Here is a 24,087-nt window from a genome sequence, read left to right as displayed (position 1 = left end):
GTGTGGCCTCCCTGAGGCTTGTTATCAGTGTTCGGCACGATCGTTTTGCGTCTCCACCGGCTGCAATCTCAGCCCGGACTGGAGATCCTGTTCATCAAGGCGTCCGTTGCCGTTTCTGTCCGTGAACTCGACCGCCACAACCCATGCCATGGGTGTGTCGCCGCTTCCCTGCCTGTCTCCAAGGGTTATCGGCTGGCGTGGTTGAAATATAACCTGTCCCTGCGCGCTTGCCGTGTCTTTTTTGTAGCCTTTATCGCCGGTTTGTAACAGCTTGAAACACCACCGGCCAGGTTCCGGCGACTCATCATGACAGATGCCATCATACCGGGCCGGTTCCGATCCAAACCATTCGAACGGATTTCTGCCCGCCAAGGCCCTGAAGTCGGCCCCTTCCTGCAGGCGAATCTCCGCCCCTTTTACCACCAGTACACTTCTGATCTGGTTGAGCATCAGCCGTGTACCTTGTTGTTCTGCCCTGCCGGCTTCCCGCTCTGCAACTCCCAGTAATACCCACCAGAGGGTAAAAAGGATGCACAGGGCCACCAGAACTCTCAGGCGATGTGAGTTGATCAGCACCGACATCGCCGAATACTTCTGGCCAGTCATTCACCCACGCCCCATGGCGGCCGCTCCCAGGTCCCATATGGGCAGGAACACGCCCAGAGCAAGAATGAGAACCAGGATACCCATGGCCACGATCAGTATCGGTTCGATGGATTCCGCCAGCCGCTTGAGTCCGTAGTCCACGTCTTCGTCGTAGAAATCCGCCACGTTCACCAGCATGTCGTCCACCGAACCGGTTTCCTCACCAACCGCAATCATCTGCAGGATCAGCGGCGTGAACATGTCGCTCTGCCGGGCCGTCCGCAGCAGGCTTTCACCGCGTTCGATACCGACCCGCATGTCCTTGATGTGTTTGGATATCCAGGCGTTATCCGTGGCGTCTGCAACCACGGTCAACGCATGGGTCACGGGCATGCCCGCAGACAGCATACTGGCGAAGTTACGGGCAAACCGGCTTAGGGTGATCAGCTCCAGTAGCGGCCCGATAATAGGCATTTTCAGTTTGTAGCGGTCCCAGGTCAGGCGTCCCTGGTCGGTGTTTTTCCACTGCCTCACCAAAAGCGCCGTTGCAGCCATACCGAACAGTACGATGTACCAGTAGCCCAACAGGAAGTTTGAGGTACCAACAAGTACCTGGGTCAGGAATGGCAGGTCGGCACCCAGTTTGCTGAAGACCGCCGAAAACTTCGGAATCACCAGGAAGTTCACAACCATCAGCGCCCCAAACAGGGCAATCATCACGAAGGTGGGATAACGCATGGCCTGCTTGAGGCGCCGTTTGGTGTCCCGCTCCAGCTCGAGGATCTCAGACAACCGCTTGAAGGCGTCGTCCAATTGCCCGGTGTTCTCCCCCACATGGATCATGGCGATAAACAGATCCGGAAACACCTTGGGATGCGCCTGCATGGCGGTAGCCATCGTGGAACCGGCCTCAAGGCGATCCGTTACGTCGTCCAGCACTTCGCTGAGCGCGGGCGAGCGCGTCGTGTCCGCCAGGCCACGCATGGTTCGTATCAACGGGATGCCCGCCTTAGTCAACGCATGCATCTGACGGCAGAACACGATCAGTTCGTCCAGGGTGATCTTCTTGCGGAACAGCGGCAAGTTGTTCAGCCGGTCGCCGATGGATTCGCCTTGTGCCTGCTCATGGATCGCCAGGGGTGTGATGCCCCGCCGCATGAGTTCAGACGCTGCCGCCTCGGGGCTCGGTGCAGCCAGCGCACCCTGTTGCACGACTCCTCTGCTGTCCTTACCCCGGTACGTAAACTGCATCAGACACCTCCCTCATTGGGAGCAGGGTTGTCGGCGCCGCTATCACCAGAGGATTGAGAGAGCACCGGCACCTCATCCAGGGACACGTCGCCCTCAGAGGTCGCCGCCACCCGGGCCACTTCTTCCAGAGTGGTCACGCCCTGCAGTGCAAAATCCATGGCACAAAGACCAAGCGGCCGGTAAAGGTGGCTCCTGCGCGCTTCCCGGGTGAAACCGGCGATGTCCTGGCGGCGCAGTGCGTCCAGCATCGCCTCGTTCATTTCCAGCATTTCGTACACACCCAGACGCCCCCGGTAACCACTGTTGCTGCACTGGTAGCAACCGCGACCATGTACAAACCCGGCCTCCAGGTCGAGCGGATCAAGATCGAACTGGTTCAGCCAGACTTTTTCCTGACTGGTGGGCTCGTAGGCCTCGCGACAGTTCTCACAAACCTTGCGCACCAGCCGCTGGGCAACAACGCCAAGCAGGGAACTGGCCACCAGGAAAGGCTCCACGCCCATATCAATCAGTCGCATGGCGCTGCTGATGGAGTCGTTGGTGTGCAGCGTCGAGAGCACCAGATGGCCGGTCATCGCCGCACGCAGGCCAATCTCGGCGGTTTCATGGTCCCGCATCTCGCCCACCAGGATCACGTCCGGGTCCTGGCGCAGCGCGGCGCGCAGTACACTGGCGAATTCCAGGCCGATTTTCGGGTTTACCTGCACCTGGGTAATGCGCGGCAGCCGGTACTCCACCGGGTCTTCTGCGGTGATGATTTTGACTTCCGGACGGTTGAGTTCGGTTAGCGCGCCATAAAGGGTTGTGGTCTTACCGCTACCGGTCGGGCCGGTGACCAGGATCATGCCATGGGGCTTCTTGATCATACGGCGGAAGTTTTCGAGCAGCGTTTCCGGCATGCCGGTGACGTCCAGGTTCAGCATGCCCTGGCTCTGGTCCAGCAAACGCATGACCACCGACTCGCCGTACTGAACCGGCATGGTGGAAACCCGCACATCGATGCTGCGGCCCTTTACGCGGATATTGAAGCGGCCATCCTGGGGAATCCGCTTCTCGGAAATGTTCAGGCCAGCCATCAGTTTAAGGCGTAGCACCAGAGCGGAGTTAACCCGCTTTTCCTTCATCACCTGTTCCTGCAGCACGCCATCCACCCGTTGGCGAATACGTACCACGGTCTCGTCAGGTTCAATGTGAATGTCGGAGCTGCGGGCCTGCACGGCATCTTCAAACAGCGTCTGCAGAAGCTTTACCACAGGTGCTTCCGCGCTTTCGGACTCAGCGCTGAGGTCCGCCAGGTCAAAAGCATCGTCGCCCAGTTCGTCTTCCAGTTCTTCCGCCAGCGAGGCAATTTCGTCAGTACGGCGATACACCAGATCGAGGGTATTCAGCAGTTCGCTTTCCCGCACAACGGCCTGCTTGATCGGCTGTTTCAGCACCCGCACCAGTTCGTCGTAGGCGAAGATGTCGAGCGGGTCGGCCATACCTACCAGCAATTCGCCGCTCTGTTCCGCCAATACGATGCTGCGGAAACGGCGGGCCATGGCTTCCGGCAGCTTCTTGACCAGCTCGTTGTTGAACTGGAAGTGGCGCAACTGAACGAATGGCACATCCAGTTGGCGTGACAGGATGTTGAGGAGGTTGTCCTCTTCCACATAGCCCAGATCGATCAGGGTACGGCCCAGCTTGCGTCCGGTATTTTTCTGCTCACGCAAGGCGGTCATCAACTGTTGCTCAGTGATGACATCGTTCTGGACCAGCAGGTCGCCTATGCGGATTTTTTTCTTTGCTTCAGCCATGGATCATCCTGCCCGCAATGCCTGCAGGCGTTGCTGTACGTAGTCGGCCAACGACCGGGGCAATCCCGGAAGTTCGGCTGCCTGCCGGTAGGCCCTGGCCGCTCCGGCCAGCTCGCCCTGTGTCTCGAGGGAAATCGCCAGCCCCACCCACCAGGGAGCCTGGCTGTCATCCCAGGCAATCAGTACCGCCCAGTGCCGGGCGGCTTCTGCACTGTCACCTTGTTGTTGCAGCAACGTTGCCAGCGTAACGCGGTATTCGGCATGTCCTTCCACAGGCGGAATGCTCGACGTCAGTGTGTTGAGGGCCGCACCCAGATCATTGTTGGCGTGCAGGGCCCTTGCTCTCAGCAAACGCAAAGCCGGGTTTTGTGCGGTAACCTCCGCGGGCAGCCAGCCAAGGGCCTGATCCTGTTTGCCATCAACCAGCAATGCCCTGGCAACCACATAGCGGCTGCGGGGGGCGTCCTGCTCCCGGGTCAGGGCCGCAAGACGGCGCTCTGCGTCGGTAATACGGCCCTGCGCCACCAACCTTTCCAGGTCCCTTGCAGTGCTGCGATCGGTCGCAGCCGGCGTTTCCGGCACCTGTTTCACATCAGCCATGGCAGTCTTTTCGGGTTCCGTTTCCTTAGCTTCTGTTTCTGCCTCTTTCTCTGGCTCCGTCGATGACGGTTCAACCTTTTCCCTTTTCGCCACCGAGGCAGGGGGCGACTGGGCTGGCTCCTGCTGCGTGGTGTCGGGTTCCATGGGTTCCGGTGACAGCGGTTCCGGTGACAACGGCTCTGGCGCCGGGTTTTGTGACGCGGGTGTCTGCGGGGTGGATGCCTGTATTTGAACCGGTTCCGGCTCAACCATTGCAGGCGACGACAATGGCTTTTCGGCTTCCGCCGTTTCTGCGGAGGCAGAAGAGGAGTTGATCGAGAACAGCCAGTAGCCACCAAGGCCAGCAACGACGATCGCCAGAACCACCAACACAATCATAAACACGGGCTTGCGATTGCCAGCCTGCGCCTGACCACCTGCATAGACTCCGGGCGCCACAGGCCTGTCCTGGCGCTGCTCGGCAGCCCGCAGTGCATCATTAAGCAAACTCATAGCCACCTCACCAGAAGGTTGGGCACGCGGGCGCTGTCAGTGTCCCTGACCGCTTGCATCACGTGCCAGCGGCTGACCTGGTGGTCGCCCCGGCCCCACGCTGACAACAGGGACTTATGGGCGATAATATTGACCAACCGCGGGATGCCACCGGATGAGCGGGAAATCAAACGCAGCGCGGAGGGTGCAAACAGATCACCGCCGTTGTACCCCGCCTGGGACAGGCGATGCCTGAGATACTGTGCCACCGACACCTTGTCCAACGGCGCCAGACGGTACTGGAACGTAATCCGTTGCCGTAGCTGCCTCATGCTGTCTCGTTGGAGTATCTGGTCCAGTTCCGGTTGCCCGAACAGCACCACTTGTAATAGCCGGGCACTTTCGGTTTCCAGATTGGTCAACAGACGCAGCGCCTCGATGGTTTCCTCGGGCATGGCCTGGGCTTCATCAATCACCAGCACCACCTGGCGTTGCTCCATGGCCAGCGCAATCAGGCGCTCGTTCAGAGCTTTCAGTATCTGGTGGGTGTTGGCGCATCGCCCAACGTCCACACCCAGTTCCTCGGCCACTGCCTCGTAGAGGGTCTCCGGTGTCAGGTGCGGGTTGGGAATGTAGGCCGTATGGGCATCCCGCTCCAGTTCATTGAGCAACAACCGGCACAGCAGGGTTTTGCCGGTACCAACCTCGCCGGTGATTTTTATAAAGCCTTCCCGCTCACGCAAGGCCACCAACAGCAGTTCCAGCGCATCGCTGTGGCTGCGTGCCCGGAGGAAATACCGGGTGTTGGGCGTCAATGCAAACGGTGCTTCCTGCAGTCCGAAATGAGCTTCGTACATGCTAGCGCCTGGCTTTCTCCGGTTGGGGTTTCACAGACTCGGAAGACTCCAGCAGTTCCCGCAGAACCCGCATCCGGTCGCGACTGGCCGATACATCCGCATTCATCTGCTGGCTGCCGGCAACCACGGGGCGCAACAGGATGACCAGCTCGCTCTTGCGAGACTGGAACCGGCGCTGTTTAAACAACTCTCCCAACAGGGGAATTTCACTGAAGAAGGGCACTGCCGAGTTGTTGTCTTCGCTGGTGTTCTGGATCAATCCGCCAATCACCACAATCTGGCCACTTTCGGCGCGGATCACACTGTCGGTCTCGCGAACCGTGCTTAGTGCCAAAGGCAGCGTGACGTCCCGGTCACCCACCGTGATCACCTTCTTCTGGTCATTCACCTCACTCACGGAGGGGTGCACGTGCAGGGTAATGGCGCCGTCTTCTGAAATCTGTGGGGTAACGTCGAGAGAAATCCCGGAGAAAAACGGAGTCAGTTCCACTGAGGTGGAAGTCCGGTCAGTGGCTGTCACTGCCGAGTTGTTGTTGTTGAAGTCGATGTCCGTTACGAAAAACTCGTCGGTGCCAACCTTGATAACCGCCTTTTGATTGTTGACGGTCGAAATTCGGGGGCTGGAGAGAATCTGCACGTTGCCCTGCTCGCCAAGCAATTCGATCAACCCGGTAAAGTCACCCGCCCGGACGCTGGCCGAGAACAACCCACCGATATCTGAGGTAGTAATCACCTGCCCTGCCAGAGCCTGTGCGGTAAAATCTTCCGGCAAGCCATCCGATGCGGTCACGCTTGACGCACTCTGGATATCTGCCCAGTTAATGCCTTGCTGATAGCCTTCGTTCAGACCAATCTCCAGGATCTTGGCTTCCAGCACCACTTGCCGTTGCATAATCAACTGAGTTCGGCGAAGGTACTCTTCCACCTGCGCCAGGGACTTTCCATCGGAGCGCACCATCACCAGCCCCGCGCCGGGATTGATGATCACCTGATTGCCGCTCTCTGACCCTACGATCATTTGCAGCGCGCGCTGAATATCGGTCCAGAAATCGGACTCGGTCTCGGTGGAGATGCGAGTGCCAACGAGATTCGCCGTTGAAGTGTTGTCGGAATTGTCCTGCGACGTACCCGCACCGGTTGAATTGTCACGTGAACTGCTGACCTGCCCTGAACTGACACGGGTTTCGGAGCCGCCACTGCGCTTGAAGTGCAGGTAGTCGATCGGGAACATCCGAGTCTGGACGCTTTCTGCCTTTACCTGAAACAGTCGCCCGTTGCGCTGAATATCCAGGCCATAGAGGTCGCTGGCGATATCCATAACTTCAGGGACAGTCACGTCCCGGAGCCTCAGGTCAACAACCGCGTCAACACCGGGATGAACCACCACGTTATACCGGCTACCATCCACCAGTGCTTCGAAGAACGGGCCGGCGGCAAGGCCACGGGCATCGACATCGAACCGTTCCTCGTCATCCGTGTCAGCAGACAGCGACGGCATCAGGGCCGCACTGACTTCTTCCGGAACACCTGCCCGCGCGGCCTGTTCCCGCTCGGCACGCTGCAACGCGGATTTGGCTTCGGCCTCCGCCAGCGCGTCATCAATCGACTGGGCAGCGTCCGTTGAGGTGGCCTGGCTGGTGCGCATCAGCGGGTTATTGCTGCAGGCGGCCAGTGACGTTGCCAGCAGCACGGTCAAAAACGTTCGATTCAGTGTCATAGCAGCTCGTTTGTCTGTCATTGCGAACTCCGCACTTGCGGAAGGGGGTCCAGGCGTAGAACGCGCACTCTTCCCTGATCAACCAGCTCAACCCGGTCGGGGTAAATCCGCCGAATGCGAACCCCCTCAAACGCCTGCCCTTCCCTGCGGGCCTCTCCATCGATAACCGCCAACCTGCGATTATTGCCAATAAATATCGACGCCAGTGAAAACTCCCTCGCCGGTTCTGACTGTGGCGCACTGCCTGAAAAGCCGCTCGGCCGGGTTGGATCCTCAAGGGCAAAGGCATACCCGGCAGCCAACATCCATACGATCAGCAACACCCTCATTTCAGACTCCCAACCATGCGCGGTCCAGGCTCAATGTCCTGACCCGAACCCGGATCTCGTTGTGCGGATACTCACTGACATCATAGTCAAGCAGCACCCAACCGAGGCGGGCGTCCATGGCTTCAAGGGTCTCGAGGTAAGCCAGCACGTCCATATAGCCTCCACGAATGGCAATTTCCGCATCGTGTGCGAACAGCAACGGCTCACGGGTTTCATTGTTGTCATTGCTGTTAGTGTCTTCTGGCGTGCCGGGACCGTCCTCAAATACGGGCACAGGCGGCATCAATTCAACACCCAGCAGCTCAAGTTCGTCCTGGGCCGCCAGGATGTCCCGCAATAATCCCACCATGGCCCTCGGCGCGATCAGCCGTCCGGTGGTTTTGGCCAGTTCCTCATCGAGTTGGTCAAGACGCTGCTGGCGCGCCGCGAGCCTGTCCCGAATTTGTTGGGACGGGTCGGAGGACAAGCGTGCGGTTAACACCTGTTGTTGCTCAAGCAACGACGCCTGAGTGTTGGCCAAAGAATCCAGGCGGGACTGGAGCTGGTCGTTGCGGCCCATCACAGGCGCTACACACAGTTCCCAGCCAACAAAAAGAACCAGGACCACGGCGGTTACAGTAATCATTGCCCGCTCGCGAACAGGGCGGTCATCGAACCAGGCAGTGCCTCTATCAAATTGCTGACGAAAGGCCTGTTTCATTCAGCACCCTCCCAGTTCCTGTCCGTGGCAACCTGAAACTCGATCCAGCGCCCGTCTTCCTCTCGGTCAAGCCGGAAGCTGCCGAAGGTCTTGCCCACGAAGGCGGGCTCCCCGCTAAGCTTTTCGAGGTATATCGGCACAAGTCGCCCAGACTGCGACCTGCCAGCCAACGCAACATTCCCCTGATGACCGTCCAGACGGATGCGGGTCAGCCAGAGTCCTTGCGGCACCTGTCGGGCTAATGCCGACAGCTGTGCTGAAAACCCCGCAGCCTCGCTGGCCACCAGGTCCTCCACACGACTCAGCAATCGCTGCCTTCGTGCCAACGTCGCGGTTACACGCTCAAGGGCGGCTTCAACCTCAGGGTCGGGTTGGCGGGCTTCCGCCTCAGTGGTCAATTGTTCCACCGCACGCTGTAGCTGATCATTCTGTGCCTGCCGAGAATCGACCTGCGCCTGCAAGTGCGACGCCTGATATCGGACACCCCCTGCGGAAACCACAATCACAACCAGCGCCAGGGCCAGAATGGACAACGCCATCCGGGCCTGCAGTTTCTCCTTTCGGGGACGCAGTTCATCGGTATAGAGGTTGACCTGCTGGATCATTTTGCCCCCTTGCCGGTCGGCACCAGACTTGCGCCCCAGGCAACCAGGCAGCGGCTGTCCAAGGGTTGATCAAGACCGTAAGGCGACCAATCCAGCGTTTCAACGGTGGCGGCCACATAGGAGGCAAGCATGGAGGGCAATGGCATGAGGTTGTCACGCGCCACCAGGCGAATGACGGCAGGGGGAACTTGCCCCAACTGGCTTTCGTAATAATCGAGGGAGCGTTGCATCTCAAGGGCCAAAGACTGCACGGCATTTTCCTGCCGCGCTGCATCCCGGAGGTCATCCGAAGTCACGTCCAGCCGTCGCGACAGGTACAGTGTTTCGCCTTTACAGACGATCATCTGCCCGAACCGCTCGCGCATGTGCACCACGGCCGCCCCCCGATGATCGGGATCAATACGGGGCACCAGGTTACGTAGAGCCAACTCGGCGATATCAATGGAAATCAACGCCAGATCGCATGCCTCGACCAGTGCAACCAGCTCACTAACGAGAGACTTTCTGGCGGCAACCACGTTAACCAGGTCCCCGCGGCCACGGGAAGCATCTTCCGGAAACGGAAATACATCGCAGACTGCATCGGACGGATTGAAATCGAGAATGTCCTTGAGTTTCCACTTCAGGGCATCACCAAGCTCCGAGTCTTCAACGCCCTCAGGGCGCTCCAACTGGAACACCTGGTATTGATCCATCGGTAAAACCAGAGTGGTATCGACACCGGCCCAGGCGCGCTCGCCGACTAATGCACGGAGAACAGACTCCCGCTTTGCCGGCAAGCAATCGGCAAAAGCCGCGCTACCTCCGGATTCCGCCCACGCGATGCCGTCAGGACGAATTTCCAGATAGATCTGCTGCCGTTTATCGGAACGATTCAGAAAGCTTTTAATAAAGCTCAGGGCCACTCGAAAGCCTCGATGCCTAAAAAATGGACGATTCTTATAGTGACTTTAATAGTAGTTGAAAAAGTAAACGTAATTCCATGTTTTATTGTTCTATTTCACTGCTTTTTGCAACTCGTTAACAGAAAAGCCCCCGCTTGGCGGGGGCTTTTTGTAACTAACCCTAGAAGGGTATGTCGTCGTCGAAGTCATCAACCGGTTCCGGCATGCTGCCTTGTGACGGCTGACTGTAGCCCCCGCCTCCGGATTGCTGCCCAGACGGGCCCGCGGCTGCTGGCGCGGCATTGCCCGCTTGCTGCGGACGGCCAGCGGGAGCACCTTGGCTCATGCCGCCGCCTTCGCCACCACGACTGTCGAGCATCTGCATCTGGCCGTTGATGTCCACCACTACCTCGGTGGTGTAGCGATCCTGACCATCCTGCCCCTGCCACTTGCGCGTCTGTAACTTACCCTCGATGTAGACCTTTGAGCCCTTACGCAGGTACTGACCAGCCACCTCGGCAATCTTGCCGAACATCACAATCCGGTGCCACTCGGTTTTCGGCACCAACTGGCCTGTTTGCCTGTCCTTGTAACTTTCATCGGTTGCAAGGTTGAGGTTCACCACCGCATTGCCATTCGGGGTATAGCGGGTTTCCGGGTCCTGCCCCAGATTCCCAATCAGAATAACCTTGTTTACGCCTCGTGCCATGATCTGCTCCTGACTCTGTTTTCAGGGATGGCCTGCCTTCCCTGCAGACCTCCGAATTTCAAGATTGGCTGCCCTGCCGGACAAATGAAAAGCCCGCAAGCGACAGTTCATCAAATGTTTGACGATCCACCTTCAGGTAGGCAGTTTCCGCCTCCTCCAGGATGACAACATCCTGCACCCCGGGGATGCTTCTCAGCGTGTCATCAATCTCATCAAACTGACTGTAAACCACAGGCTGCAACTGTACCACGAAACTGGTGGTATGGCCCGGGGTCGACATCGTCAACGCCACCGCGAGCCATATCAGCAGCGCACCCACCATAAACCAAAGCACGCCCTGAAGACCCAACTGCTCGAGCAGAATACCACCAACCGCCCCACCCAGAAATGCCCCAAAAAATTGCGACGTGGAATAGACCCCCATAGCAGTGCCTTTTGCCGCTGCCGGCGATTCTTTGCTGACCAGAGACGGCAAACTGGCCTCCAGCAGGTTAAACGCCATAAAGAAGAAGAACAGCACCCCCCAGGCCATCGCAAGCCCACCACCAAGCGCGCCAACACAAGCGGTTGATAGGGCAAGCAGCGCGATGGCACCACAAAAAACAGGTTTCATCCGGCGCTTTTTCTCCCCAACGATAATAAACGGCACCATGGCAAAGAAAGAGGCCACCATAACCGTCAGGTAGAACCACCAATGTGACGAAGCGGGAAGCCCCAGCCGATTCTGAAGCAGGGTTGGAAACACCAGGAACATCGCGGTCAACACCAGGTGTAATGCAAAAATTCCGAAATCCAGCCTCAGCAGTCGGCCATCAGACAGGACGGTTTGCAACATTGCCCTGGCCGGATGGGTATCCGCACTGGACTTGTGCTCATGGGGTGTTGGCACCACGCGATTGACGATCATTATTGCCACCAACGCGAGTACGGCAGTGGCATAAAAAATGCCGGACAAACCAGAGACAGACCCCAGCAAGGGCCCCAGAACCAGCGATACAGAAAATGACAGGCCGATGGAGATGCCGACCGTTGCCATAGCCTTGGTCCGCTCCTCCTCCCGCGTCAGATCACTCAATAACGCCATCAAAACACTGGCGATGGCGCCCGCGCCCTGAAGAATCCGACCAGCGATTACAACGTATATGGAGTCTGTGGAGGCTGCCAGCAAACTGCCTGCGGCGAAAAGTACCAGCCCGATGTAGATCATCCGTTTACGGCCAACGCGATCAGACAGCATGCCAAACGGAATCTGCAGCAGCGCCTGGCTCAGACCATAGGCACCGATGGCCAGACCAATCAGCGCCGGTGTTGCGCCGTCAAGATCACTGCCAAGAAGCACGAACACTGGCATCACCATAAAGAGCCCAAGCATCCGCATGGCATACACAGATGCCAGTGCTGCAACAGAGCGTCTTTCCAGTGAATTCATGAGATGCCTGACCTGTTACTGTGTCCGGAAACGAGGGTTCAGAAGGGGCACATGCCCTTCAGGAAATCGCCGCGCATTGTAACAGAAGCCATGCAGGCAGGGCATTGTGCATTTACCTGCTTAAAAGTCCCGGGCACTTGGCCGGGCGGGGGCCAAACACGGTATAATTTGCGTTTTTTCCGACTGCGAGGTGTTATGGACCATATCCAGATCAAAGGGGCACGAACCCACAATCTGAAGAACATTGACCTGGATATGCCGAGGGACAAGCTGATCGTTATCACCGGGCTGTCCGGCTCTGGCAAATCTTCTTTGGCGTTTGACACGCTTTACGCCGAGGGACAGCGTCGGTACGTGGAATCACTGTCCACCTACGCAAGGCAGTTTCTGTCGATGATGGAAAAGCCAGACGTGGATCATATTGAAGGCCTGTCGCCGGCCATTTCGATCGAGCAGAAGAGCACCTCCCACAACCCCCGTTCTACCGTCGGTACCATCACCGAAATCTACGACTACCTTCGCCTGCTGTTTGCCCGCGCTGGCGAGCCCCGCTGCCCGGATCACGATCTGCCACTAGAGGCCCAGACTGTAAGCCAGATGGTGGATCAGGTGTTGGCCATGCCCGATGACAGCAAGCTGATGATCCTCGCTCCGGTCATCCGTGACCGCAAGGGGGAGCACCTGCAGGTCATCGACACGATGCGCAGCCAGGGCTTTATCCGCCTGCGGGTGGACGGTCGTGTTTACGATATCGATGACGTTCCAACACTGGACAAGAAACGGAAGCACCAGATTGACGTGGTGGTCGACCGCTTCAAGGTCAAACCGGGGCTTGAGCAACGGCTTGCCGAGAGTTTTGAAACCGCTCTGGGCCTGGCTGATGGCATCGCGCTCGTTGCCCCCATGGATAATGAGGGAGACGAACATACGTTTTCTGCCCGCTACGCGTGTACCCAGTGCGGATACGCCATCAGCGAGCTGGAACCAAGACTGTTTTCCTTCAACAACCCTGCCGGCGCCTGCCCGACTTGCGATGGCCTGGGCGTCAAGCAATTCTTCGATGCCGAAAAGATCGTCCAGCACCCAGAGGCCACCCTTGCCGAGGGCGCCATCAAGGGCTGGGACCGCAGGGCCGTGTACTATTTCCAGATGCTGACCAGTGTGGCCGAACATTACGACATCAACATGGACACTCCCTGGGAGGACCTGCCGGAGGATTTTCGTCAGGCGCTGCTCTACGGCACGGGAACCGAAGACGTCCCATTCCGCTATGTAAACTCGCGCGGCCACATCATGGAGAAGGCCCACCCTTTTGAGGGCATCCTGCCAAACCTCGAGCGCCGCTACCGGGAAACCGAATCACAGAGCATGCGAGAGGAACTGGCCCGCAACCTCAGCACGCAGCCCTGCAAAGAGTGCGGCGGCTCACGACTGCGACGCAGCGCCCGGCATGTGTTTGTTGAGAAGAACAACATCTCGGACGTCACCCACATGCCTGTCGGCGACGCCCATGACTATTTCGGACAACTTGCCCTTCCTGGCCGCAAGGGCGAAATTGCCGAAAAAATCCTCAAGGAAGTTCGTCAGCGACTGCAATTCCTCGTTAACGTTGGCCTGGAATACCTGACCCTTGAACGCAGCGCCGATACACTCTCCGGCGGCGAAGCCCAGCGCATACGGCTGGCGAGCCAGATCGGTGCCGGCCTTGTGGGCGTCATGTACATTCTCGATGAACCATCCATTGGCCTGCACCAACGGGATAACGATCGCCTACTGGCCACACTGTTCCATCTGCGGGATCTGGGCAATACCGTTATCGTTGTCGAGCACGACGAAGACGCCATCCGGGCTGCGGATCACGTGATCGATATCGGGCCGGGTGCAGGCGTGCACGGTGGCCACATCATTGCCCAAGGCACGCCCGAAGACATCATCGCCTCCAAGGACTCCCTCACCGGGCAGTACTTGTGCGGCGAAAAAGAGATCGCGATCCCTGAACAACGCCATAGCCGGAAGGGTAAACCACTGGTACTGGCAGGCGCGACCGGAAACAACCTGCAAGGTGTCACATTAACCTTACCGCTGGGTGTTATGACGTGTGTCACCGGCGTTTCGGGCTCCGGCAAGTCCACGCTGATCAACAGCACCCTGTATCCGGTGTGTGCTGCAAAGCTCAACAAAGCCACTAGCCTGAGCCACGCGCCCTATGAATCCCTGAAAGGGCTGGACCAGCTCGACAAAGTCATCGACATCGACCAGAGCCCCATAGGCCGGACACCCCGCTCCAACCCGGCGACCTACACCGGACTGTTCACTCCGATACGTGAACTGTTTGCAGGCACCCAGGAAGCCCGTTCCCGCGGATACAAACCGGGCCGTTTCAGCTTCAACGTTAAGGGCGGTCGTTGTGAGGCCTGTCAGGGCGACGGCGTGATCAAGGTAGAAATGCACTTCCTGCCGGACGTGTATGTCCCCTGCGATGTCTGCAAAGGCAAGCGCTACAACCGCGAAACTCTGGAAGTCCGATACAAGGGCAAGAGCATTCACGAAGTGCTGGAGATGACCGTAGAAGAAGCCCGCGAATTTTTCGACCCGGTTCCGTTCCTCGCTCGCAAGCTGCAAACGCTGATGGACGTCGGGCTATCGTATATCCGCCTCGGGCAAAGTGCAGTCACCCTTTCCGGAGGCGAGGCCCAGCGCGTCAAACTGGCCAAGGAACTGTCCAAGCGCGATACCGGCAAGACACTCTACATTCTTGATGAGCCCACTACCGGCCTGCACTTCTACGACATCCAGCAACTACTGACCGTACTGCAGCGACTTCGGGATCATGGCAACACCATCGTAGTGATCGAGCACAACCTGGATGTGATCAAGACGGCGGACTGGATCATTGACCTTGGGCCCGAAGGCGGCTCCGGTGGCGGTCAGATCATTGCGGAAGGGACGCCAGAGCATGTTGCCGCAGAGACGGGGTCACATACCGGGCGGTACCTGAAGGGCGTCTTGGCCCAGAATCGGACATAAACACTACAAGTGATGAGACATAAAAAAACCGGAGGGATTAACCTCCGGTTTTTTATGGGCTTGGCGAAAAACTTAATCTTCGCTTTCGTCCACTTCTTCTGCTTCGATGTCCAGCGGACGACCAACCAGCTCTACAAATGCCATGGGGGCATTGTCGCCGGCACGGAAGCCACACTTCAGGATACGAAGGTAACCACCCGGACGCTCGTTGTAACGGGGACCAAGCTCATTGAACAGCTTGGCAACCGCCGCATCGTCACGCAGGCGAGAAAACGCCAGACGACGATTCGCGACCGAATCATTCTTTGACAGCGTGATCAAAGGCTCCGCTACCCGGCGAAGTTCTTTCGCTTTCGGGAGCGTAGTTTTGATCAGCTCGTGTTCAACCAGTGACGCAGTCATGTTACGGAACATGGCCTTGCGATGCGCACTGGTCCTGCTGAACTTACGACCACTCTTACGATGACGCATTGCTCTGATTCCTTACCTTAAACTAATCGGCGATTAACCGCCCAGGACCCGATCGTCGCCACGAAGGCTAGCCGGCGGCCAGTTATCAAGACGCATACCCAGTGACAGACCGCGGGACGCGAGCACGTCCTTGATCTCAGTAAGCGACTTTTTACCAAGGTTAGGCGTCTTCAGCAGCTCAACTTCAGTGCGCTGAATCAGATCGCCGATGTAGTAAATATTCTCAGCTTTCAAGCAGTTAGCTGAACGCACTGTCAATTCCAGATCATCAACCGGACGCAGGAGAATCGGATCAATTTCTTCCTCTTCCTCAACACGCTCGGGTTCTTTCTCGTGATCGAAATCAACAAACACGGCCAGTTGTTGCTGGAGGATGGTCGCGGCCCGGCGAATCGCTTCTTCCGGGTCGATCGTACCATTGGTTTCCAAATCAATAACTAGCTTGTCCAGGTCGGTGCGCTGTTCTACCCGTGCACTTTCCACGGCGTAGGCAACACGGCGGACCGGACTGAAAGTTGCGTCCAGTTGCAGGCGTCCAATGGCGCGAGTTTCGTCCTCGTCCAGACCCCGCTGATCAGCAGGCTCATAGCCGCGACCACGGGCAACCTTCAGACGCATGTTCACTTCACCATTGGCACTCAGGTGACAGATCACATGTTCCGGGTTGGTGATCTCGACATCGTGATCCAGCTTGATATCACCGGCAGTGACAACGCCCGGGCCTTTCTTGCTGAGGGTTACCTCGGCATCGTCCCGGCCGCCCATTTTCACGGCCACGCCTTTAAGATTCAGAAGAATCTCAATGACGTCTTCCTGAACACCTTCGATCGCGCTGTACTCGTGCAACACGCCGTCGATCTGTGCCTCGGTAATGGCACAGCCCGGCATTGAGGACAAGAGTATCCGACGCAGTGCGCTACCAAGAGTATGACCGAAGCCCCTTTCCAGAGGCTCCAGGGTCACTTTGGCGCGCATGGCGCTTGATTCTTTCACGTCAATGGTACGAGGTGTCAATAACTCATGTACTGAACGCTGCATAGACGCCCCTAATTGCTCTCGTTGCTAACTGGGCTTTACTTGGAGTAAAGCTCGACGATGAGGTTCTCGTTGATGTCGGCCGGCAATTCAGTGCGCTCGGGCACTGACCTGTAAACGCCGGACATCTTGCTGGCGTCGACCTCTACCCAGCTCACCGGTGCGCGGCTGGAAGACAGATCCAGCGCGCCTTTAACGCGAAGCTGGTTTTTTGCCTTCTCACGCACGCTCACAACATCACCCGGACGGACCTGATAAGACGGGATGTTCACCAGCTTATCGTTGACCAGGATCGCTTTGTGAGAAACGAGCTGACGGGACTCAGCACGGGTAGAACCAAAACCCATGCGATAGACAACGTTATCAAGACGGCCTTCCAGCAGCTGCAACAGGTTCTCACCGGTTGCACCCTTGATGCGGGCGGCCTCTTTGTAATAGTTGCGGAATTGCTTCTCCAGCACGCCGTATATACGACGGACTTTCTGTTTTTCACGAAGCTGTACGCCATATTCGGACAGACGACCGCGACGCGCGCCGTGCATACCCGGCGGAGTCTCGATGTTGCACTTTGAATCGAGCGCGCGAACACCGCTCTTCAGAAAAAGATCTGTCCCTTCACGACGAGACAGCTTGCACTTCGGGCCTATGTAACGAGCCATAATTCACTGTCTCCTGTGTTAGACGCGGCGCTTTTTGGGCGGACGACAACCGTTATGGGGAATCGGCGTCACATCAGTGATGTTAGTGATCTTGTAGCCGCACGCGTTCAGCGCACGAACCGCAGATTCACGTCCGGGCCCCGGACCTTTAACCTCTACGTCCAGGTTTTTAAGGCCGTATTCAGCAGCCGCATTACCGGCTCTTTCAGCTGCTACCTGCGCAGCAAAAGGTGTACTCTTGCGTGACCCACGGAAACCGGACCCACCAGAAGTGGCCCAGGACAATACGTTGCCCTGACGGTCAGAAATGGTCACGATAGTGTTGTTGAAGGACGCGTGAATGTGCGCGACGCCATCAACAACCGTCTTTTTCACCTTTTTACGGGTACGTGTACCTGGCTTTGCCATGTTTGCCTACCTGTTACTTACGAATAGGTTTGCGAGGACCTTTACGGGTGCGGGCGTTGGTCTTTGTGCGCTGGCCACGGACAGGGAGTCCATGACGGTGGCGCAGACCACGGTGGCAACCGAGATCCTTCAAACGCTTAATGTTCATCTGAACTTCACGACGCAGATCGCCTTCAACGGCCAGCTTGCCTACTTCTGTACGAAGTGATTCAAGCTGCTCGTCGGACAGGTCCTTGACCTTGACGTCCGGCTTAACACCGGTTGCATCGCAAAGCTTCTGGGCTGCTGTCTTACCGACTCCAAAAATGTAAGTCAGAGAGATAACAGCATGTTTGTGATCGGGTATATTGACACCGGCTATACGTGCCATCCAAATTACTCCGCGTTCAAAGCTTTGCTGTGTGAATTTTCCGCCACTATAAAAGGGCGCGAAATAATAGCGCCTGACCCCACCTGAGGTCAAGCGCCATTAATCGTACCCTTTACAATGTCAGTGCTGAATCCGTAAGGATTAACCCTGACGCTGCTTGTGGCGAGGCTCCGAGCAAATGACTCGTACTGAGCCATTGCGACGAATTACTTTGCAGTTACGGCAAATTTTCTTTACCGAAGCGCGTACTTTCATTGTCGACTCCAGTTTTCAAGGGGAACGAAATTATCCGTTCCGACCATAGCCCTTGAGATTGGACTTCTTCATCAACGAATCATATTGATGAGACATCAGGTGCGACTGAACCTGAGCCATGAAATCCATCACCACGACTACAACAATCAGCAGAGACGTGCCGCCCAGATAGAACGGTACATTCCCGGCAACCATCAGAAACTGAGGGAACAGGGACACTGCTGCAATGTACATTGCACCGAACAGAGTCAGGCGGGTCAGCACACCATCAATATACTTGGCAGTCTGATCGCCCGGACGAATGCCCGGAATAAACGCGCCTGAGCGCTTGAGGTTATCCGCAACTTCTTTCGGGTTATACATCAACGCTGTATAGAAGAAGCAGAAGAAAACGACTGCTGCTGCGAACAGAATGATGTATAGCGGCTGGCTAGGTGCCAATGCCTGGGAAATATCACTCAGCCATTCCATGCCCTCGCCCTGACCGAACCACTGCCCCAGCGACGCCGGGAACAGCAGAATGGAGGAAGCGAAGATCGGCGGAATAACGCCTGCCATATTCACTTTTAAAGGCAAATGGCTGGACTGCTGAGCAAATACCCGCCGACCTTGCTGGCGCTTCGCGTAATTGATCGTCAGTCGACGCTGACCACGCTCCATAAACACCACGAAGCCAATTACAGCAACCGCCAGGATACCAATACCCAGAACCACCAACAGACTCATCTCGCCGTTACGCGCTTGCTCCAGGGTCTGCCCTATGGCACCTGGAAGGCCAGCAACAATACCGGCAAAAATCAGCAGGGAAATCCCGTTGCCGACGCCGCGCTCGGTGATCTGCTCACCCAACCACATCATGAACACGGCACCACTGACAAAGGATACCACAGCCACAAAGTGGAAGCTGAAGCTGTCGTTGAAGGTCACACCCTGGGATGCCAGCCCGACAGAAATACCAAAGCCCTGAACCAGGGCCAGGATAACCGTACCATACCGCGTGTACTGGCTTATCTTGCGACGGCCAGCTTCACCCTCCTTCTTCAGTTGCTCCAGCGTCGGACTGACCGCTGTCATCAACTGCATAATAATAGAGGCTGAAATATACGGCATGATACCAAGTGCGAAGATGCTCATCCGCTCAAGCGCACCACCGGAAAACATGTTGAACATGCTCAGGATTGTGCCCTGGTTCTGTTCAAACAGTGCCGCCAGACGGTCGGGGTTAATACCCGGCACCGGGATGTGGGCACCGATCCGGTACACCAGCAATGCCAGGAAGACGAACCAGAGCCGCGATCGCAGCTCTGCCAGTCCTTTACCCGCGCCCGCAGGCAATGATGCGTTCTTGGCCATTTAGTCCTCGACTCGCCTTAGTCTTCGACTTTACCGCCCGCGGCAGTGATCGCCTCGCGTGCGCCTTTGGTCACCTTCAGACCCTTGACAGTCACTGCGCGGCTCAGTTCGCCGGACAGAATAACCTTCGCTTCACGAATTTCTTCGCGAACGATGTCAGCCTTCTTCAGGGCCTCGAGATCAGCTACGTCACCGTCGACTTTCGCCAGTTCGTTCAGACGAATTTCAGCCACATAGCGCTGCTGGCGCGAGGTGAAACCGAATTTCGGCAGACGACGGGCCAACGGCTGCTGGCCGCCCTCGAAACCAGGCGCGACACTGCCGCCGGAACGGGCCTTAAGACCCTTGTGACCACGACCACCGGTCTTGCCGAGGCCGCTACCGATACCGCGACCCACGCGCTTGGCGGCAGGACGTGAACCAGGCTCCGGACTAAGTTCGTTCAGACGCATCTTAGTTCTCCTCTACCTGCACCAGGTAGTTAACCCGGCTGATCATCCCGCGGATGGAAGGGGTATCTTCCACTTCCACGGTGTGACCGATTTTACGGAGACCCAGGCCCTTGACGCACAGCTTGTGCTTGGGCTGACAGCCGATGGGGCTGCGGGTCAGTGTTACTTTGATCGTTTTTGCGTTCGCCATGACTTCAACCCAGAATCTCTTCCACGGATTTACCGCGCTTGGCTGCAATATCTTCAGGCGCTTGAGTTGCCTGGAGACCCTTGATGGTGGAACGTACCACGTTCACCGGGTTGGTGGACCCGTAACACTTGGACAGTACGTTCTGCACACCCGCTACTTCCAGTACGGCACGCATAGCGCCGCCGGCGATGATACCGGTACCTTCTGATGCAGGCTGCATGTAGACCTTGGAACCACCATGCTGCGCTTTAACCGCGTACTGCAGGGTATTTCCGTCAAGCGGGATGTCGACCATGTTCTTGCGTGCAGCTTCCATCGCTTTCTGGATCGCAACCGGCACTTCACGCGCCTTGCCACGACCGAAACCAACGCGTCCTTTACCATCACCCACTACAGTCAGTGCAGTGAAGGCAAAAATACGACCGCCCTTAACAACCTTGGCGACGCGATTGACCTGAACCAGCTTCTCCTGGAGCTCAGGCGCCTTCTGTTCGTTAACGCTCATCTTCTCCACCTCTTAGAATTGCAAGCCAGCTTCACGGGCTGCGTCGGCCAGAGCCTGGACGCGACCATGATAACGGTAACCGGAGCGGTCAAAAGCGACCTGCTCTACACCTGCTGCCTTGGCACGCTCAGCAATCAACTGACCGACCTTTTTGGCAGCGTCCACGTTACCGGTTGCACCCTGGCGCAGGTCCTTATCCAACGTGGAGGCAGCCGCCAGCACCTTGCTGCCGTCTGCAGTGGTAACCTGGGCGTACATGTGCCGGGGTGTACGATGTACACACAGGCGGTTGGTGCCCAGCTTACGGATCTTCATGCGCACTTTGCGTGCGCGACGCAATCTTTCGTTATTCGCGCTCATAGTCCCGCCTTATTTCTTCTTGGCTTCTTTGCGTCTGACCTGCTCATCCGCATAACGCACACCCTTGCCTTTGTAAGGCTCTGGCGGACGGAATGCGCGGACTTCTGCAGCGACCTGGCCAACCTGTTGCTTGTCGATTCCGCGAATCACAACTTCCGTATTGGACGGAGTTTCAGCGGTAATCCCCTCGGGCAGCTCATACTCAACCGGGTGTGAAAAACCCAGCGTCAGATTGAGCTTCTTACCTTGCGCCTGGGCACGGTAGCCTACGCCCGTCAGCGCGAGCTTGCGCTCAAAGCCTGTAGACACACCGGTCACCATATTGTTGACCAATGCGCGGGTAGTACCAGCAAGAGCGCGGGACTGTTTGGCTCCATCACGGGGTGCGAAGCGCAGAACGTTTTCTTCCTGCGTGACCTCTACCACATGGTGGATGGTGAATTGAAGCGATCCTTTGGACCCCTTCACATTAATTTCCTGTCCGTTCAGCTTAACCTCAACACCGGAAGGCAGCACGACAGGATTATTGGCAACCCTGGACATGTGTATCTCCTAAAATACGGTGCAGATGACTTCGCCACCCACGCCGGCAGCACGTGCAGCGCGGTCTGTCATTACGCCCTTGGACGTAGAGACAATCGCGACTCCCAGACCACCGGATACCTTCGGCAGCTCCCCAGCGCCCTTGTACTGGCGCAGACTCGGACGGCTGACCCGCTTGATTTCCTCAATAACCGGCTTGCCACCGAAGTACTTGAGGTTAATGGTCAGCTCGGGTTTCGCGTCAGCTGAGACGGAAAAATCGGCTACGTAACCTTCGTCCTTAAGGACCTGGGCTACGGAGATCTTCATCTTTGAAGACGGCATGGCCACATCGGCCTTCTGTGCCATCTGTGCATTACGGATACGGGTAAACATATCCGCAAGCGTATCTTGCATACTCATTGGTATGAGACTCCTGATCTTTTTAGTTGTGCAGCGGCGCGCCGCACCGCTTACCAACGGGCACCTGACCTGCGGTCAGTGTACCTGCCTTACCAGCTTGCTTTGGTCAGGCCCGGGACGTCGCCGCGCATGCCAGCTTCACGCAACTTAATACGTGACAGCTTGAACTTGCGCAGAACGCCGTGGGGACGACCTGTAACCTGGCAACGATTACGAAGACGCGAGGGAGACGCATCACGAGGAAGCTGTTGCAGCTTCATCTGTGCATCCCAACGGTCATCATCGCTGGTATTCGGGTTCTTGATAATCGCCTTGAGTTCGGCGCGCTTCGCTGCGTACTTCGCAACGGTTTTTTCGCGCTTGAACTCGCGGTTCTTCATGGAAACCTTAGCCATTACACTCGTTCCTTATTTCTTGAACGGAAAGCCGAAGGCTTTCAACAGTTCGCGACCTTCATCGTCGGTACCGGCAGTGGTGGTAATGGTGATATCAAGTCCACGGATCTTGTCGACTCTGTCGTACTCGATCTCGGGGAAAATGATCTGCTCACGCACACCCATGCTGTAGTTACCGCGACCATCGAAGGACTTGGGATTCAGACCGCGGAAGTCACGAATGCGGGGTACCGCAATGTGAACCAGACGATCAAAGAAATCCCACATACGCTCACCGCGCAGGGTAACTTTACAACCGATCGGCCAACCTTCACGGATTTTAAAGCCCGCTACGGATTTACGTGCCAAAGTGACAACGGCTTTTTGACCTGCCAGGCGCTCAAGATCCGCCACGGCATTTTCAATCAGCTTCTTGTCACCGACCGCTTCGCCGACACCCATATTCAGGGTGATCTTTTCGATACGCGGCACCTGCATGATGTTCTTGTAGCTGAACTCTTTCTGCAGGGCGGGTACCACTTCCTTACTGTACTGCTCTTTCATGTTAAGCATCGTAACCACCACCGCTTACTGGTTATCGACGACTTCTTTCGTGGACTTAAAGATCCGCACTTTAGCGCCGTCTTCCTTGATCTGGAAGCCTACGCGATCGGCTTTGCCGGTCTGCGGATTAAAAATAGCCACGTTGGAAGCCTGGATAGGTGCTTCTTTTTCGACGATGCCACCTGGGGTGCCGAGCATCGGGTTTGGCTTGGTGTGCTTCTTGATCATATTGATCCCAGAAACAACAACCCGGCCATCGTCCTGAACCTTCAGGACTTTACCACGTTTGCCTTGGTCTTTCCCCGTAGTGACGATTACTTCGTCATCTCGTTTGATCTTTTTCATAACCGGCCTCTGGTCCTTAAAGTACTTCGGGTGCCAGTGAAATAATTTTCATGAACTTCTCATTTCGCAGTTCACGGGTAACCGGTCCGAAGATACGGGTACCAATGGGTGCGTCCTGATTGTTCAGAAGTACTGCCGCGTTTCCGTCGAAACGAATAAGCGACCCGTCGGGACGACGCACACCTTTACGGGTACGTACAACGACAGCTTTCAGGACCTGGCCTTTTTTCACTTTACCGCGGGGGATGGCTTCCTTAACGGTTACCTTGATGATATCCCCAACGCTGGCATAACGCCGATGTGAACCGCCCAGGACCTTGATGCACATCACCTGACGTGCACCACTGTTGTCCGCGACTTCAAGCATTGTTTGAGTCTGAATCATGGTTATTCTCCAGCAGAAACCACTTTGCCGTTACGACAAGACTCACCGTCCGGGCGAGTTACACCTTCGATGCGCGTTCGGTGACTTCCACCAGAGCCCAGCTTTTGGTCTTGGAGACCGGGCGGGTTTCCTGGATTGTAACGGTGTCACCGATGTTGCACTGATTGCTCTCGTCGTGAGCATGAATTTTGGATGAACGCTTCATGTACTTACCGTACAGAGGATGCTTAACCTGGCGCTCAACCAGAACCACAATGGATTTCTCCATTTTGTTGCTCACGACCTTGCCGCTCAGGGTTCTGGCAGTTTGGGTAGCTTCAGTCATGTTACTGTCCTGCCTTTTCATTCATAACTGTTTTCACGCGAGCAATGTCACGCTTCACCTTCGGAAGAAGATGAGACTGATTCAGCTGACCTGTCGCCTTACGCATGCGCAGGTTGAACTGCTCCTTCAGG

32 protein-coding genes are annotated in these 24,087 nt (G+C 56.8%); 1 reads left to right on the top strand and 31 read right to left on the bottom strand.

Features of this window, described 5'->3' with window-relative positions:
• Positions 1-24: 24 nt before the first annotated feature.
• The 12 genes from AXW11_RS14200 to AXW11_RS14145 all read right to left on the bottom strand — a co-directional run bounded on the left by AXW11_RS14200 (position 25) and on the right by AXW11_RS14145 (position 11,933).
• Positions 25-606 carry a hypothetical protein gene (locus AXW11_RS14200; protein WP_091644465.1) on the bottom strand — a complete coding sequence of 194 codons (582 nt, stop codon included), beginning with the start codon at positions 604-606 and terminating at the stop codon, positions 25-27.
• A complete protein-coding gene (locus AXW11_RS14195) occupies positions 607-1,836 on the bottom strand; it encodes a type II secretion system F family protein (protein ID WP_091644462.1) in 1,230 nt (409 codons plus the stop codon).
• Positions 1,836-3,632: a GspE/PulE family protein gene (locus AXW11_RS14190; protein ID WP_036203396.1), complete on the bottom strand. Its 1,797-nt coding sequence runs from the start codon at positions 3,630-3,632 to the stop codon at positions 1,836-1,838. The genes AXW11_RS14195 and AXW11_RS14190 overlap by 1 nt, the downstream gene beginning before the upstream one ends.
• 3 nt (positions 3,633-3,635) lie before the next feature.
• The gene (locus tag AXW11_RS14185; protein ID WP_041335656.1) at positions 3,636-4,724 is read right to left on the bottom strand and encodes a tetratricopeptide repeat protein; all 1,089 of its coding nucleotides are present in this window, start codon (positions 4,722-4,724) and stop codon (positions 3,636-3,638) included.
• Entirely contained in the window at positions 4,721-5,560 is an 840-nt protein-coding gene (locus tag AXW11_RS14180) for an ExeA family protein (RefSeq protein WP_041335653.1), read from the bottom strand. The genes AXW11_RS14185 and AXW11_RS14180 overlap by 4 nt, the downstream gene beginning before the upstream one ends.
• Position 5,561: 1 nt before the next feature.
• Entirely contained in the window at positions 5,562-7,298 is a 1,737-nt protein-coding gene (gene mshL / locus AXW11_RS14175) for a pilus (MSHA type) biogenesis protein MshL (RefSeq protein ID WP_041335651.1), read from the bottom strand.
• On the bottom strand, positions 7,295-7,606 hold the full coding sequence (locus tag AXW11_RS14170; RefSeq protein WP_041335648.1) for a hypothetical protein: 312 nt from the start codon (positions 7,604-7,606) through the stop codon (positions 7,295-7,297). Before AXW11_RS14170 ends, mshL begins: the two co-directional genes overlap by 4 nt.
• A gap of 1 nt (position 7,607) precedes the next feature.
• On the bottom strand, positions 7,608-8,306 hold the full coding sequence (locus AXW11_RS14165; RefSeq protein ID WP_075195658.1) for a type II secretion system protein M: 699 nt from the start codon (positions 8,304-8,306) through the stop codon (positions 7,608-7,610).
• Positions 8,303-8,911: a PilN domain-containing protein gene (locus AXW11_RS14160; protein ID WP_091644459.1), complete on the bottom strand. Its 609-nt coding sequence runs from the start codon at positions 8,909-8,911 to the stop codon at positions 8,303-8,305. Before AXW11_RS14160 ends, AXW11_RS14165 begins: the two co-directional genes overlap by 4 nt.
• The gene (locus AXW11_RS14155) at positions 8,908-9,816 is read right to left on the bottom strand and encodes a biogenesis protein MshI (RefSeq protein WP_091644457.1); all 909 of its coding nucleotides are present in this window, start codon (positions 9,814-9,816) and stop codon (positions 8,908-8,910) included. The genes AXW11_RS14160 and AXW11_RS14155 overlap by 4 nt, the downstream gene beginning before the upstream one ends.
• A gap of 160 nt (positions 9,817-9,976) precedes the next feature.
• Entirely contained in the window at positions 9,977-10,504 is a 528-nt protein-coding gene (ssb, locus tag AXW11_RS14150) for a single-stranded DNA-binding protein (protein ID WP_075195655.1), read from the bottom strand.
• A 58-nt stretch (positions 10,505-10,562) separates the two neighbouring features.
• Complete coding sequence (locus tag AXW11_RS14145; protein ID WP_036203361.1) at positions 10,563-11,933, bottom strand: MFS transporter; 1,371 nt, start codon at positions 11,931-11,933, stop codon at positions 10,563-10,565.
• Positions 11,934-12,128: 195 nt separating this feature from the next.
• Here AXW11_RS14145 and uvrA point away from each other — a divergent pair, with 195 nt between their 5' ends.
• Entirely contained in the window at positions 12,129-14,960 is a 2,832-nt protein-coding gene (gene uvrA, locus AXW11_RS14140) for an excinuclease ABC subunit UvrA (RefSeq protein ID WP_041335643.1), read from the top strand.
• A 72-nt stretch (positions 14,961-15,032) separates the two neighbouring features.
• Here the strand turns inward: uvrA and rplQ are convergent, their stop codons facing one another.
• The 19 genes from rplQ to rpmC all read right to left on the bottom strand — a co-directional run.
• Positions 15,033-15,431 (bottom strand): 50S ribosomal protein L17, encoded by a 399-nt coding sequence (gene rplQ, locus AXW11_RS14135; protein WP_007153989.1) that lies wholly within the window; start codon positions 15,429-15,431, stop codon positions 15,033-15,035.
• A 33-nt stretch (positions 15,432-15,464) separates the two neighbouring features.
• Entirely contained in the window at positions 15,465-16,469 is a 1,005-nt protein-coding gene (locus tag AXW11_RS14130; RefSeq protein WP_036203352.1) for a DNA-directed RNA polymerase subunit alpha, read from the bottom strand.
• 35 nt (positions 16,470-16,504) lie between these two features.
• Complete coding sequence (gene rpsD, locus AXW11_RS14125) at positions 16,505-17,125, bottom strand: 30S ribosomal protein S4 (RefSeq protein WP_007153991.1); 621 nt, start codon at positions 17,123-17,125, stop codon at positions 16,505-16,507.
• An 18-nt stretch (positions 17,126-17,143) separates the two neighbouring features.
• Entirely contained in the window at positions 17,144-17,533 is a 390-nt protein-coding gene (gene rpsK / locus AXW11_RS14120) for a 30S ribosomal protein S11 (RefSeq protein WP_007153992.1), read from the bottom strand.
• Between the two features lie 13 nt (positions 17,534-17,546).
• Complete coding sequence (gene rpsM, locus AXW11_RS14115) at positions 17,547-17,903, bottom strand: 30S ribosomal protein S13 (protein WP_007153993.1); 357 nt, start codon at positions 17,901-17,903, stop codon at positions 17,547-17,549.
• Between the two features lie 141 nt (positions 17,904-18,044).
• A complete protein-coding gene (rpmJ, locus tag AXW11_RS14110; protein ID WP_008174902.1) occupies positions 18,045-18,158 on the bottom strand; it encodes a 50S ribosomal protein L36 in 114 nt (37 codons plus the stop codon).
• 30 nt (positions 18,159-18,188) lie between these two features.
• Positions 18,189-19,511 carry a preprotein translocase subunit SecY gene (secY, locus tag AXW11_RS14105; RefSeq protein ID WP_007153995.1) on the bottom strand — a complete coding sequence of 441 codons (1,323 nt, stop codon included), beginning with the start codon at positions 19,509-19,511 and terminating at the stop codon, positions 18,189-18,191.
• A 17-nt stretch (positions 19,512-19,528) separates the two neighbouring features.
• Positions 19,529-19,963, bottom strand: coding sequence for a 50S ribosomal protein L15 (rplO, locus tag AXW11_RS14100; RefSeq protein WP_007153996.1), 435 nt, complete (start codon positions 19,961-19,963; stop codon positions 19,529-19,531).
• Position 19,964: 1 nt separating this feature from the next.
• Positions 19,965-20,153 carry a 50S ribosomal protein L30 gene (gene rpmD / locus AXW11_RS14095; RefSeq protein ID WP_041335640.1) on the bottom strand — a complete coding sequence of 63 codons (189 nt, stop codon included), beginning with the start codon at positions 20,151-20,153 and terminating at the stop codon, positions 19,965-19,967.
• A gap of 4 nt (positions 20,154-20,157) precedes the next feature.
• A complete protein-coding gene (rpsE, locus tag AXW11_RS14090; RefSeq protein WP_007153998.1) occupies positions 20,158-20,658 on the bottom strand; it encodes a 30S ribosomal protein S5 in 501 nt (166 codons plus the stop codon).
• A 12-nt stretch (positions 20,659-20,670) separates the two neighbouring features.
• The gene (gene rplR / locus AXW11_RS14085) at positions 20,671-21,018 is read right to left on the bottom strand and encodes a 50S ribosomal protein L18 (RefSeq protein WP_007153999.1); all 348 of its coding nucleotides are present in this window, start codon (positions 21,016-21,018) and stop codon (positions 20,671-20,673) included.
• Positions 21,019-21,027: 9 nt separating this feature from the next.
• A complete protein-coding gene (gene rplF / locus AXW11_RS14080) occupies positions 21,028-21,561 on the bottom strand; it encodes a 50S ribosomal protein L6 (protein ID WP_036203349.1) in 534 nt (177 codons plus the stop codon).
• A 9-nt stretch (positions 21,562-21,570) separates the two neighbouring features.
• Positions 21,571-21,963 carry a 30S ribosomal protein S8 gene (gene rpsH, locus AXW11_RS14075; protein ID WP_007154001.1) on the bottom strand — a complete coding sequence of 131 codons (393 nt, stop codon included), beginning with the start codon at positions 21,961-21,963 and terminating at the stop codon, positions 21,571-21,573.
• A gap of 89 nt (positions 21,964-22,052) precedes the next feature.
• Positions 22,053-22,358 carry a 30S ribosomal protein S14 gene (gene rpsN / locus AXW11_RS14070; protein ID WP_007154002.1) on the bottom strand — a complete coding sequence of 102 codons (306 nt, stop codon included), beginning with the start codon at positions 22,356-22,358 and terminating at the stop codon, positions 22,053-22,055.
• Positions 22,359-22,370: 12 nt separating this feature from the next.
• Positions 22,371-22,910, bottom strand: coding sequence for a 50S ribosomal protein L5 (rplE, locus tag AXW11_RS14065; protein ID WP_036203346.1), 540 nt, complete (start codon positions 22,908-22,910; stop codon positions 22,371-22,373).
• A gap of 15 nt (positions 22,911-22,925) precedes the next feature.
• On the bottom strand, positions 22,926-23,246 hold the full coding sequence (gene rplX / locus AXW11_RS14060) for a 50S ribosomal protein L24 (protein ID WP_007154004.1): 321 nt from the start codon (positions 23,244-23,246) through the stop codon (positions 22,926-22,928).
• Between the two features lie 16 nt (positions 23,247-23,262).
• Positions 23,263-23,631: a 50S ribosomal protein L14 gene (gene rplN / locus AXW11_RS14055; RefSeq protein ID WP_007154005.1), complete on the bottom strand. Its 369-nt coding sequence runs from the start codon at positions 23,629-23,631 to the stop codon at positions 23,263-23,265.
• 58 nt (positions 23,632-23,689) lie between these two features.
• Positions 23,690-23,956 carry a 30S ribosomal protein S17 gene (gene rpsQ, locus AXW11_RS14050; RefSeq protein ID WP_007154006.1) on the bottom strand — a complete coding sequence of 89 codons (267 nt, stop codon included), beginning with the start codon at positions 23,954-23,956 and terminating at the stop codon, positions 23,690-23,692.
• Between the two features lies 1 nt (position 23,957).
• Positions 23,958-24,087 (bottom strand): 50S ribosomal protein L29 (rpmC, locus tag AXW11_RS14045; protein WP_286792403.1); only part of this gene is annotated, 130 nt, incomplete at its 5' end.

The sequence above is a fragment of the Marinobacter sp. Hex_13 genome (genome assembly GCF_001566815.1).
GTDB lineage: Bacteria > Pseudomonadota > Gammaproteobacteria > Pseudomonadales > Oleiphilaceae > Marinobacter > Marinobacter salarius.
Note: the sequence above shows the minus strand (reverse complement) of the source record. Positions and strands in the feature narration are given on the sequence as shown.